The organism is Streptomyces montanus, assembly GCF_005786655.1.
Classification (GTDB): Bacteria; Actinomycetota; Actinomycetes; order Streptomycetales; family Streptomycetaceae; genus Streptomyces; species Streptomyces sporangiiformans.
On the sequence record NZ_VBZC01000009.1, the window covers coordinates 211,083 to 223,577 of the forward strand.

Below are 12,495 nucleotides of genomic sequence, written 5' to 3' on the forward strand. Positions count from 1 at the left end.
GACCCCGCCGTCGTACGACGACAGGGTCTCGTAAGAAAGCCGGCCCTACGCGGCGGAGCTGCTGCTCGAGGAACCGCTGGAGCCGGACGACGCCGAGTCCGAGGACGACGACGTGGAGGAAGCGGTCGACGAACCGGACGACGTGGACGACGCCGAGGACGACTGCTTGGCCGTCGAGCTGCTCGACGAGGAACCGCGGCTGTCGTTGCGGTAGAAGCCGGAGCCCTTGAAGACGATGCCGACCGCGGAGAACACCTTCTTCAGGCGGCCGGCGCAGTTGGGGCACTCGGTCAGGGCGTCGTCGGTGAACTTCTGCACCGCCTCGAGGCCCTCGCCGCACTCGGTGCACTGGTACTGGTACGTCGGCACTTGTCTTCCTCCTGGCACTCTCACTCGATGAGTGCTAACGACGATCCAGTCTGACCTATTCCTTGCGTTCAGTCCACTGTCAGCGATACGCGGTGACCGACGCCACGTGCGACGGTCCGGCTTACGGGCCTGGTCGCAAGCCGCGAGCGCAGGGCCACGAGGGTCGCCAGGGCCAGCAGCGTGCCGCCCATCGGGACGAGGAATCCGGCACCGTCCCAGAAGCGGTCCTCCAGCTGTCCGGCCACCGTGACGGCCGCCGCCTGACCGAGTGCGACCGCGCCGGTCAGCCAGGTGAAGGCCTCCGTGCGGGCACGCGTCGGCACCAGGCCGTCGACCAGCGTGTAGCCGGTGATCAGGGCGGGCGCGACGCACATGCCGACCAGGAGCCCGACCCCGGCGAGGACGGCCACGGAGTGCGCGGCCCACAGCCCGGAGGCGGTCAGGGCCAGTGCGGCGTACCCGACGACCAGGCGGCGGCGCGGGGCCGCCTTCCAGGCGACGGCGCCGCAGACGACGCCGGAGAGCATGTTGCCCGCGGCGAACGTGCCGTACAGGACACCGTTGAGGCCGGGCTCACCGATCGACTCGGTGAACGCGGCGAGCGAGACCTGCATGCCGCCGAAGACGGAGCCGATGCCCAGGAAGGCCGCGATCAGGACGCGTACTCCGGGGACCGACAGGGCCGACGCGTGCTCCACGCGCGCGTGCCCACCGAGAACGACCGAAGGCTGTGTGCCCCTCCGGGCCGCGAACAGCAGGCCGCCGACGAGGGTCAGCGCGGCCTCCGTCAGCAGGCCCGCGGCCGGGTCGACGGTGGTGCACAGCGCGGTCGCCAGCAGTGGTCCGAGCACGAAGGTCAGCTCGTCGGTGACGGATTCGAACGCCGCCGCCGTCGTCATCAGGGGCGTGCCCTGGAGCTTGACACCCCAGCGGGCGCGCACCATGGGCCCGATCTGTGGCACCGAGGCACCGGTCGGGACGGCGGCCGCGAACAGCGTCCAGAGGGGAGCGTGCCCGAGCGCCAGGACCGTCAGGGAGAGTCCTGACACGGTGTGTACGAGGACGCCGGGGATCAGGACCGTGCGCTGGCCATGGCGGTCGGCGAGACGGCCGGCGAGGGGCGCGAACAGTGCCATGGAGACACCGGTGACGGCGGCGACGGCACCGGCGGCACCGTACGAGCCGGTGGTGTGCCGCAAGAGCAGCACGAGGGACAGCGTCAGCATCGCGAACGGCTGTCGCGCGGCGAAGCCGGGGATCAGGAACGTCCATGCGCCGCGGGTGCGCAGCAGCTGCCCGTATCCCGGGCGGGAAGGGACCGAGTTGCCGGGGGACCCGGAAATACCGGACGGTCCTCGTCCGGAAGCGACCGTGGATGCCACGGCCCGTGCCTTTCTGCCGCCTGGTAGCGGGCCCCTTTTTTGTTCGCGGGGGTGCCGAGAGCTGTCCTCTTGCGCGGAGCTGCGGTAGATACCGGGCCGCCCACTGTGAGGGCACCGCGGCCGCCATACGGTCGCGCCAGCTCTGCGTCAGGCAGAGTCGGTTCGATCTGAGTGCGCCTTCATCGTACAGGTATCAACGATCGTGCCCCTGGGAAAGCGAGCACCCGAGCCGCATCCACCTACGAAGCCCTCGTAGCCCCGTAGCCGCCTGCGCAGCCCCCGCAGCGCCCGCAGCCACCTACGAAGTCCCGTTGCCGCCCGTCCCCAGCCAGTCCGCCAGCTTGCCGCCTTGGCCGACGGCCCGCAGTCGCCGCTCGGCCTGGTCCCGGACCGGGTCCGTGGCCACCACGAGCAGCTCGTCGCCGCGGCGCAGCACGGTGGTGGGCAGCGGAACGAACGATTTTCCATCCCGTACGACGAGGGTGACCGCCGCGCCCGCGGGCAGCCGCAGTTCGTTGATCTCGACGCCGTGCATCTTCGACCCCTCCGGGATCGAGACGGACAGCAGATGCCCGCGCAGCCGCTCCAGAGGCGCCGATTCGATGCCGAGGTCGGCGGCCTCTGTGGCGGAGGTGTCCAGGTGCAGCTGCCGGGCCAGCCACGGGAGTGTGGGGCCTTGGACGAGGGTGTAGACGACGACCAGTATGAAGACGATGTTGAAGATTCGACGGCTTTCCTCGACGTCGTACACCATCGGGATCGTCGCCAGGATGATGGGCACGGCGCCGCGCAGGCCCGCCCAGGACATCAGGGCCTGTTCCTGCCACGGTCTGCGGAACGGCAGTAGCGCGATCACGACGCTCAGCGGCCGCGCCACCATGGTCAGCACCAGGCCGATGGCGAGCGCGGGCCAGATGTCGTCGGCCAGGTCGTGCGGAGTGACCAGCAGGCCGAGCAGGACGAACATGCCGATCTGGGCGATCCAGCCGAGCCCGTCGGCGAAGCCGCGGGTGGCGGGCCAGTGCGGCAGCTTCTGGTTGCCGAGGACCATCGCCGCCAGATACACGGCGAGGAAGCCGCTGCCGTGGGCGAGCGCCCCGGCCGCGTACGCCGTGACCGCGATCGCCATGACGGCGATCGGATAGAGACCGGAGGCGGGCAGTGCCACATGGCGCAGCCCGTACGCGCCGAGGAAGCCCACCGCGAGGCCGATGGCCGCGCCGATGGCGAGCTCCATGGCTATCACGCCGAGCAGGGAGTACCAGTGCTCGATCGGGCCGGCCGTGGAGAACTCGACGACGAGGATGACCACCGGAGCGTCGTTGAAGCCGGACTCGGCCTCCAGCGTGCCCGTCACGCGCGGGGGGAGTGGCACCTTGCGCAGCACCGAGAAGACCGCCGCCGCGTCCGTCGAGGACACGACCGCGCCGACGATGAGCGCCTGCCGCCACTCCAGGTCGATCAGATAGTGGGCCGCCGTGGCCGTGACGCCGACGCTCACCGCGACACCGGCCAGCGCCAGCGAGGAGGCGGCCGGAAGAGCCGGCTTGATCTCCTTCCACTTCGTTCCGAGGCCGCCCTCGGCCAGGATCACGACCAGAGCCGCGTACCCGATGACCTGGGTCAGTTCGGCGTTGTCGAATTGGATGCCGCCGATTCCGTCCTGGCCCATGGCGATGCCGATGCCCAGGTAGACGAGCAGGCTGGGGAGCCCGCTGCGCGAGGAGATCCGAACCGCTGCCACCGCGACGAGCAGAACGAGCGAGCATGCGAGCAAAAGCTGGTTGAGGTGGTGGACAGTCAGCGGCCGTTCCCTTCTCGGTACCCCAGGTACTTCGTTACCTTACCTAACTCTTGACGTTTTCTTGACGATCGCGGGGGCGGCCCGACAGTGACTGCGCATACGGTCTCGAACTGCTGAATGCGCGCGTTCCCGACTCCGCGTCAAGGCGCTGAGAGCCCTGACCTATGGTTGCTCCATCGTTCAGTCAAAAGCACAGCCCCGTCTGCCGCTCGCGTTAGGACAGCAAGGACAGCGATGCCCCCCAACACCACCTCATCTTCCGGCCAGAAGCCCGGAAATTCCGGCAGGAAGAAGGGGCGCAGAGCCCGTCTGATCATGATCGCGCTGGTCCTGGCCATCATCGGGGGCGTCGCCTTCGGGGCGTACTGGTCCATCAGCACCGTGAGAGCCTCCTTCCCGCAGACCAAGGGCTCGATCGCACTCGACGGACTGTCAGGGCCGGTCGACGTCAAGCGGGACGACAACGGAATCCCGCAGATCTACGCCTCGTCCGACGCGGACCTGTTCATGGCGCAGGGCTACGTCCAGGCGCAGGACCGCTTCTACGAGATGGACGTGCGCCGCCACACGACGTCCGGCACGCTCTCCGAGATGTTCGGCAAGGGCCAGGTCGACAAGGACGAGTTCCTGCGCACGCTCGGATGGGACCGGGTGGCGAAGGAGGAGTACGAGACCAAGCTGTCGGCCGAGACGAAGAAGTATCTCCAGGCGTACGCCAAGGGAGTCAACGCCTACCTGCGGGGCAAGGAAGGCCGGGACATCTCCCTGGAGTACGCGGCCCTCGGTTTCTCCAACGACTACAAGCCCGCGGAGTGGACTCCGGTCGACTCGGTGGCCTGGCTCAAGGCGATGGCGTGGGACCTGCGCGGCAACATGCAGGACGAGATCGACCGCTCCCTGATGACCAGCCGTCTCGGCCCGAAGCAGATCGACGATCTGTACCCGGAGTATCCGTACGGCCGGAACAAGACGATCGTCCAGGAGGGCTCGTACAACAACATCACCAAGGAGTACGAGCAGGGCGCCGGCGCCGGCACGTCCACCGCCGGCACCGGGCTCACCGGCGGCGCCACGGCACCCTCCGGGCTGCAGAGTCAGCTGTCGGGGCTCTACGACGTCCTGGACGACGTGCCCACGGCCGTCGGCGTGAACGGCAACGGCATCGGCTCGAACTCGTGGGTCGTCTCCGGCGACCACACCATCAGCGGCAAGCCGCTGCTCGCCAATGACCCGCACCTGTCGCCGTCGCTGCCGTCGGTCTGGTACCAGATGGGCCTGCACTGCCGGAGCGTCTCCGCCGAGTGCCAGTACGACGTCTCCGGGTACACGTTCGCGGGCATGCCGGGCGTGGTCATAGGGCACAACCAGAACATCGCCTGGGGCATGACCAACTCCGGTGCCGACGTCACCGACCTGTATCTGGAGAAGCTCACCGGGGACGGCTACGAGTACGACGACAAGGTGCTGCCCTTCACGACCCGCAAGGAGAAGATCAACATCGCGGGCGGCGGGAGCAAGACGATCGTCGTGCGGGAGACCAACAACGGGCCACTGCTGTCCGACCGCGACGACGAGCTCGTGAAGGTCGGCAAGAAGGCCACGGTCGACAGCGCGGCGCCCGACCGCGGCGACGGCTACGGCATCGCCCTGCGCTGGACCGCGCTGGAACCCGGCACGTCGATGGACGCCGTCTTCGCGGTGAACAAGGCGGCCGACTGGACGGAGTTCCGCAAGGCGGCCGCACTGTTCGACGTGCCGTCGCAGAACCTGACCTACGCCGACACCAAGGGCCACATCGGCTACCAGCTGCCCGGGAGAATCCCGATCCGCGGCGACGGCGACGGCTCGCTCCCGTCGCCCGGCTGGGACTCCAAGTACCGCTGGACCGGCTACATCAAGCAGTCCGAACTGCCCTACGAGTACGACCCCGAGCGCGGCTACATCGTGACCGCCAACCAGGCCGTCGTCGACAAGGACAAGTACCCCTACGTGCTCACCAGGGACTGGGGATACGGCGCGCGCAGCCAGCGGATCACCGACCTCATCGAGTCGAAGATCAAGGGCGGCGGCAAGATCTCGACCGACGACATGCGCCAGATGCAGCTCGACAACAGCAGTGAGATCGCCAAGCTCCTGGTGCCGATGCTGCTCAAGATCGACGTTCCGGACAAGAACGTGCGCGAGGGGCAGAAGCTCCTGGAGGGCTGGAACTACACCCAGGACGCCGATTCGGCGGCGGCCGCGTACTTCAACGCGGTCTGGCGCAACATCCTGAAGCTGTCCTTCGGCAACAAGCTGCCCAAGGAGCTGCGGGTCAAGGGCCAGTGCCTGTACGTCGAGCCGACCGATTCGACGGGCCCTGCCGACGAGGACCGGCGGGTGCGCGAGTGCGGTCAGCGCGACGCGGACAACGCGCAGCCGGACGGCGGCGACCGCTGGTTCGAGGTGGTCCGCAAGATCCTCGACGACGAGGACAACGACTGGTGGCAGGCGCCGAAGACGCGCACCGACACCGCGGCCACGAACCGCGACGAGCTCTTCGGAAGGGCTCTCGAGGACGCCCGCTGGGAGCTGACCGCCAAGCTCGGCAAGGACATGGACACCTGGAGCTGGGGCCGGCTGCACCGGCTGTACCTGGAGAACCAGACCCTGGGCACCGAAGGCCCCGGCTTCCTGCAGTACATGCTCAACCGTGGCCCGTACGACATCGGCGGCGGCGAGGCGGCGGTGAACGCCACCGGCTGGAACGCCGCGGGCGGCTACTCGGTGGTCTGGGTGCCGTCGATGCGGATGGTGGTGAACCTCGACGACTTCGACAAGTCCAAGTGGATCAACCTCACCGGTGCCTCCGGGCATGCCTACAGCGGCCACTACACCGACCAGACCGACAAATGGGTCAAGGGTGAGCTGCTGAACTGGTACTCGTCGGAGAGGGCGGTCGGCAAGAACGCGTCGGACTCGCTGGTACTGAAGCCCTGAGGCCTGCGGATCGGCACATGGCCCTCCACGCGCGCGTGCAGCACGCGCGCGTGGAGGGCCATGTCGCGTACGAGGGGCGGGACCTCAGCGGAAGTGGCGCACTCCCGAAGGGGTGACGACCGCGTGCACCGGCCGGTCGTGCGGTTCCTCGGGGACACGGTCGACCACTTCGGAGTCGTACAGCAGCACCACCAGCGCGGGATGGGCCCCCGCCGCGTCCAGCCGCGCGAGCACCCGGTCGTACGACCCGCCACCGCGGCCGAGCCGCATCCCTCGCGCGTCCACGGCGAGCCCCGGCAGCAGCACGGCGTCGGCCGAGAGCACGGCGTCCGGGCCGAGTGGCTCGCCCACGGGCTCCAAGAGGGCCATCTTTCCCCGGTGTTGTACGGGTGCGAGCGAGCCCTCGCCCTCATACGCACCCCAGTCGAGGTCGTTGTCCGTCAACAGGACCGGCAGCAGCACGCGCACCCCGCGCGTGTGGAGGGCATCGAGGAGCGCGCGCGTACCCGGTTCACTCCCCACGGAGACGTACGCCGCCACCGTGTGCGCTTGCGCCAGTTCGGGCAGCTCCAGGGCCCGGGCGGCGAGTACGGCCTCCGTTTCCCGCAGGTCATCAGCCGTCAACCGGCTCCTCACCGTGAGGAACGCTCGCCGCAACATTCGCTTGCCAGAGTCGGCCTCGGGTCCCAGCTGACTCACAGTTTGCTCCCGTACTCTCGGTAATGCGCTCATATGAGAACGAATTAACCGGAGCCGCAGATTCCACGCAAAGGCACCGGTTATGGTGTCGGGCATGACTGAGTCGCACCCCAGGATCAGCAAGGCTGTCATCCCCGCAGCAGGCCTCGGCACCCGGTTCCTGCCGGCCACCAAAGCCACTCCCAAGGAGATGCTGCCGGTTGTCGACAAGCCGGCGATCCAGTACGTGGTCGAGGAGGCCGTGTCCGCGGGTCTCGACGACGTCCTCATGATCACAGGCCGGAACAAGCGCCCCCTTGAGGATCACTTCGACCGCAACTACGAGCTGGAGTCGGCCCTTCAGAAGAAGGGCGACGCCGGGCGGCTCGCCAAGGTGCAGGAGTCCAGCGACCTCGCGACCATGCACTACGTGCGCCAGGGCGACCCCAGGGGCCTCGGCCACGCCGTCCTCTGCGCGGCCCCGCACGTCGGCCACGAGCCCTTCGCCGTCCTGCTCGGCGACGACCTGATCGACCCGCGCGACCCCCTGCTCGCGCGCATGGTCGACGTCCAGGAGCGGCACGGCGGCAGCGTCATCGCGCTCATGGAGGTAGCGCCCGAGCAGATCCACCTCTACGGATGCGCGGCCGTCGAGACCACCGTGGACGGCGACGTCGTCAAGGTCACGGACCTGGTCGAGAAGCCGGCCGCACAGGACGCCCCGTCGAACTACGCGATCATCGGCCGCTACGTCCTCGACCCGCACATCTTCGACATACTCCGCAAGACCGAGCCGGGCCGCGGCGGCGAGATCCAGCTCACCGACGCCCTCCAGCAGCTGGCCTCCGACGAGAAGGTCGGCGGGCCCGTGCACGGCGTCGTCTTCAAGGGCCGCCGCTATGACACCGGTGACCGAGGCGACTACCTCCGTGCCATTGTCCGACTCGCGTGCGAACGTGAAGACCTGGGCCCCGAATTCCGGACCTGGCTTCGCAGTTACGTCACCGAGGAGATGTAGCAATCTTGAGCAGCGCCGCGACCCGCGTCACCGGCCAGGACCAGGACCACCTCTGGACGGTGACCGAGCACCTGGAGGACATCCTCACGACCGTCCGCCCCCTCGATCCCATCGAGCTGCAGATCCTCGACGCCCAGGGCTGCGTTCTGGTCGAGGACGTCACGGTGCCGGTCTCCCTGCCGCCGTTCGACAACAGCTCGATGGACGGGTACGCGGTCCGGGTCACCGATGTCGCGGGCGCGAGTGAGGAGTTCCCGGCCGTTCTCACGGTCATCGGGGACGTCGCGGCGGGCCAGGGTGAACCGCTCCACGTGGGTCCCGGCGAGGCCGCCCGCATCATGACCGGCGCCCCGCTGCCGCCCGGCGCCGAGACGGTCGTTCCCGTCGAGTGGACCGACGGCGGTCTCGGCGAGGGCGCCGCCTCCCGGATGCGCGCCCACAGCGCGGCCCCCGAGGGGGCCACCGGACAGGTGCGGATCCACCGCCCGGCCCCGGCCCGCGCGCACGTGCGCGCGGAGGGCAGCGACGTCAAGGCCGGGGACCGCGCCCTCGAAGCGGGCACCGTCCTCGGCCCGCCCCAGATCGCGCTGCTCGCCGCGATCGGCCGCGGGACGGTACGCGTGCGCCCGCGCCCGCGCGTGGTCGTCCTGTCCACGGGCAGCGAACTGGTCCAGCCCGACGAGCAGTTGGGCAGCGGCCAGATCTACGACTCCAACAGCTTCGCGCTGACCGCCGCCGCCCGCGACGCCGGAGCCATCGCCTACCGCGTGGGCGCCGTCGCCGACGACGCCGAGACGCTGCGCTCCACCATCGAGGACCAGCTCGTCCGCGCCGACCTGCTGGTCACCACGGGCGGCGTGAGCGTGGGGGCATACGACGTCGTCAAGGAGGCGCTGGAGTCCGTCGGCGACGAGGACGAGCCCGGCAGCGGCATCGAGTTCCGCAAGCTCGCCATGCAGCCCGGCAAACCCCAGGGCTTCGGCTCCATCGGCCCCGACCACACCCCGCTGCTCGCGCTGCCGGGCAACCCCGTGTCGTCGTACGTCTCCTTCGAGCTGTTCGTACGTCCCGCGATCCGCACCCTGATGGGCCTCGACGACGTCCACCGGCCCACGACCAAGGCGGTCCTCAGGACGGACAAGGCGCTGACGTCACCGACCGGACGCCGTCAATTCCTGCGCGGGCGGTACGCGGACGGGGAGGTGACCCCCGTCGGCGGTGCCGGATCGCACCTGATCGCGGCCCTCGCGCACGCCGACGCGCTGATCGTGGTCCCCGAGTCCGTGGAGTCCGTGGAGCCCGGTACCGAGGTCGAGGTGGTCCTGCTCGGCTGAGTGCCCGGACTTGGGGGTACCGTGTCGCGCACAACAGGCCCGACCGGGAGCGCCGCAGCACATGACTGTTCCTTCCCGGGGAGAAACCCCCGGACCCTCTGCGCAGGACCGACTGACGCACCTCGACGATGCGGGCGCCGCCCGCATGGTCGACGTGTCGGGGAAGGACGTGACCGCGCGCACCGCCCGCGCCAGCGGTCGCGTCCTGGTCTCACCCCGGGTGGTCGAGCTGCTGCGCGGCGAGGGCCTGCCCAAGGGCGACGCGCTCGCCACCGCGCGCATCGCGGGCATCATGGGCGCCAAGCGCACACCGGACCTGATCCCGCTGTGCCACCCGCTGTCGGTGTCGGGTGTGAAGCTTGATCTGTCGGTCGCGGACGACGCCGTCGAAATCCTGGCCACCGTGAAGACCACCGACCGTACGGGCGTGGAGATGGAGGCCCTCACCGCGGTCAGCGTGGCGGCCCTCACCGTGATCGACATGGTCAAGGCGGTCGACAAGCAGGCGGTCATCACGGACGTACGCGTCGAGGAGAAGACGGGCGGCAAGTCGGGCGACTGGAGTCGGGCATGACCGCACCGGCCGAACCGCCGATCGGCGGCGCCCTCGTCGCTCCGTACTCCGCTCTGGTCGTGACCGCCTCGAACCGCGCTGCCGCGGGCGTGTACGAGGACAAGGGCGGCCCCTTGATCGCGGAGGGGCTGGCGAAGGCCGGCTTCGCGGTCGACGGACCGTGGGTCGTGCCCGACGGCGATCCGGTCGAGAGCGCGCTCAGGGGCGGCGTCGAGGCGGGGTACGACGTGATCGTCACCACCGGCGGCACCGGCATCTCGCCCACCGACCGCACCCCCGAGGCCACCCGTCGCGTCCTCGACCACGAGGTACCGGGCATTCCGGAGGCCATCAGGGCGTTCGGAAGAGAGAAGGTGCCCACGGCGGCACTGTCCCGGGGACTCGCGGGAGTCGCCAAGGGGACGCTGATCGTGAACCTGCCGGGCTCCACGGGCGGGGTGCGGGACGGGCTCGCGGTCCTGGAGCCCCTGCTGATCCACGCCGTCGACCAGATCCGCGGCGGCGACCACCCCAGACCCAGCGGCAGTGGGGGTGCGAGCTGAACAGTCCATCGTGGCCGGTCGAGCTGGCGGAAGGCGATGTCCTCCTCCGGCCCATAAAGCTGCGCGACCAGCGAGCCTGGCGCGAGGTCAACCGGCGTAACCGGGAGTGGCTGCGCCCTTGGGAAGCGACCATTCCACCGCCCACCCCCAGTGGGCCGATAGCGCACCGGCCGACCTACCGCCAGATGGTCCGTCACTTGCGTTCCGAAGCCAACGCGGGCCGGATGCTGCCGTTCGTCATCGAGTACAAGGGGCGGCTCGTCGGGCAATTGACGGTCGCCGGGATTACCTGGGGCTCGATGTGCTCGGGCCATGTCGGGTACTGGGTGGACGAGGCGGTCGCCGGGCGCGGAGTGATGCCGACGGCTGTCGCGCTCGCGGCCGACCATTGCTTCCGCACTGTTGGTCTGCACCGCATCGAAGTCTGCATTCGCCCCGAGAACGGGCCCAGCCGCCGGGTCGTCGAGAAACTCGGATTCCGAGAGGAAGGGATTCGTCCCCGCTATCTGCACATCGACGGCGCCTGGCGCGACCACCTCGTCTTCGCCCTCACGGCCGAAGAGGTACCCGATGGGCTGCTCAGCCGCTGGCAGCGGTCACACTCGCGGAACGCGTCCGAAAACTCACCAAGGGACACGCCTCGGAACCCCGCGTAAATGAAATAAGTGTTCGAAAATGATCGGCGTTCGACCGCCCTCGGACATTAATGTGGCCCTCCCGGTGGCCTGCTGATCGCATCGGTCACAAAAAAAGCTCGAAATATCAGCCAGATCGTGCGACACACCGGCGGAATTGGCAGATGGCCTCACGCAAACCCCTCTACCGTGTGAGGCGTGAGCAGCAGCGGCCTCATCTACGCAGTCATCGTCGGGGCCTGGGCCGCCTACTTGGTGCCTATGTGGCTCCGTAGGCAGGACGAGCTGAATGAGGCCCGTCCGACGGAACGCTTCAGCACCGCCATCCGGCTGCTGTCCGGACGGGCGGGAATGGAGCGCCGGTACGCCAAGGACCTGCGGGCGCGCTCCGCCGAAGAGGGGGAGCAGCGCGCCGAAACGGGCGGCATCACCGGCTCGGTGGACGCCCGGGCCTTCGCCATGCCTCAGACACGGCGCGAGGTACGGGCCGACGTCGAGGACGAACGAGGGAACGCACGGAACAGTGCGCGGGGCGCACGAGGCGCGCGGGGCGCACGCGGTGACGCGCGGCCCGAGGCGCAGGGCGGGCCCGCGGCGAAGCCGGCGCCCAAGTCGAAGTCCAAGTCGGCATCCGCGGCGGCGCCGAAGCCCGGCTCCCAGAAGGGGGCGCAGTCGGCCCGCCCGGCGGGCTCCCGGCCGGTGCCTCAGCAGGGCGGCAAGCAGGGCGCCAAGCCGGGGGGCAAGCAGGGTGCCTCGTCGGGTGCCAAGCAGTCGTCGTCCGCGTCCGCATCGTCCTCGTCCGCGGCATCGTCGTCCGCGTCGTCGCGCGCTCGGCGCAACGCGTCGGCGGAGGCCGCCGCGCGCGCTCGGCGCTCGAAGGTACTCGCGCGCCGACGGCGTACCACGACCGTTCTCTTCCTGGCCTTCACACTCGGCGCGATCGTGGCGGCCGTCGGCGGACTCGCGTTCCTGTGGGCGCCCGGCGTGCCCGCCGTGATGCTGAGCGTGTACATCGCGTATCTGCGCTCGCAGGAGCGGCGGCGCTTCACGTACACGATGGATCGCCGGCGCGCCGAGGCAGCGGCGCAGCGGCTGCGGGAGCGGCAGCCCCGGCGGCGGCCGCCCGCCGAGCCGGGCGCCGCTGACGAGCCGGAGGACGGACCGGGGCCGGCCAGTGACC

11 protein-coding genes are annotated in these 12,495 nt (G+C 69.6%); 7 read left to right on the top strand and 4 right to left on the bottom strand.

What is annotated here, in order from left to right:
• Positions 1-45: 45 nt before the first annotated feature.
• The 3 genes from FE633_RS10625 to FE633_RS10635 form a co-directional block, all read right to left on the bottom strand.
• Positions 46-369, bottom strand: a complete 324-nt coding sequence (locus FE633_RS10625) for an FmdB family zinc ribbon protein (RefSeq protein ID WP_138044855.1) — start codon at positions 367-369, stop codon at positions 46-48.
• Between the two features lie 68 nt (positions 370-437).
• Positions 438-1,751 (bottom strand): MFS transporter, encoded by a 1,314-nt coding sequence (locus FE633_RS10630; protein WP_138044856.1) that lies wholly within the window; start codon positions 1,749-1,751, stop codon positions 438-440.
• A gap of 298 nt (positions 1,752-2,049) precedes the next feature.
• Positions 2,050-3,555: a potassium/proton antiporter gene (locus tag FE633_RS10635; RefSeq protein ID WP_138044857.1), complete on the bottom strand. Its 1,506-nt coding sequence runs from the start codon at positions 3,553-3,555 to the stop codon at positions 2,050-2,052.
• A gap of 234 nt (positions 3,556-3,789) precedes the next feature.
• Between FE633_RS10635 and FE633_RS10640 the strand changes: the two genes are divergently transcribed.
• Entirely contained in the window at positions 3,790-6,534 is a 2,745-nt protein-coding gene (locus FE633_RS10640) for a penicillin acylase family protein (RefSeq protein WP_138044858.1), read from the top strand.
• Positions 6,535-6,618: 84 nt separating this feature from the next.
• Here FE633_RS10640 and FE633_RS10645 read toward each other — a convergent pair whose 3' ends face one another.
• The gene (locus tag FE633_RS10645) at positions 6,619-7,194 is read right to left on the bottom strand and encodes a 5-formyltetrahydrofolate cyclo-ligase (RefSeq protein ID WP_138044881.1); all 576 of its coding nucleotides are present in this window, start codon (positions 7,192-7,194) and stop codon (positions 6,619-6,621) included.
• Between the two features lie 133 nt (positions 7,195-7,327).
• Here FE633_RS10645 and galU point away from each other — a divergent pair, with 133 nt between their 5' ends.
• The 6 genes from galU to FE633_RS10675 all read left to right on the top strand — a co-directional run.
• Positions 7,328-8,230 (top strand): UTP--glucose-1-phosphate uridylyltransferase GalU, encoded by a 903-nt coding sequence (galU, locus tag FE633_RS10650; RefSeq protein ID WP_138044859.1) that lies wholly within the window; start codon positions 7,328-7,330, stop codon positions 8,228-8,230.
• 5 nt (positions 8,231-8,235) lie between these two features.
• The gene (gene glp / locus FE633_RS10655; RefSeq protein WP_138044860.1) at positions 8,236-9,564 is read left to right on the top strand and encodes a molybdotransferase-like divisome protein Glp; all 1,329 of its coding nucleotides are present in this window, start codon (positions 8,236-8,238) and stop codon (positions 9,562-9,564) included.
• 61 nt (positions 9,565-9,625) lie between these two features.
• On the top strand, positions 9,626-10,138 hold the full coding sequence (moaC, locus tag FE633_RS10660) for a cyclic pyranopterin monophosphate synthase MoaC (protein ID WP_138044861.1): 513 nt from the start codon (positions 9,626-9,628) through the stop codon (positions 10,136-10,138).
• Positions 10,135-10,680, top strand: coding sequence for a MogA/MoaB family molybdenum cofactor biosynthesis protein (locus FE633_RS10665; RefSeq protein ID WP_138044862.1), 546 nt, complete (start codon positions 10,135-10,137; stop codon positions 10,678-10,680). The genes moaC and FE633_RS10665 overlap by 4 nt, the downstream gene beginning before the upstream one ends.
• Complete coding sequence (locus FE633_RS10670; RefSeq protein ID WP_171059889.1) at positions 10,677-11,336, top strand: GNAT family N-acetyltransferase; 660 nt, start codon at positions 10,677-10,679, stop codon at positions 11,334-11,336. Before FE633_RS10665 ends, FE633_RS10670 begins: the two co-directional genes overlap by 4 nt.
• A 177-nt stretch (positions 11,337-11,513) precedes the next feature.
• Positions 11,514-12,495, top strand: a 982-nt coding sequence (locus FE633_RS10675) for a gephyrin-like molybdotransferase receptor GlpR (protein WP_138044863.1), incomplete at its 3' end; no start/stop codon positions are given.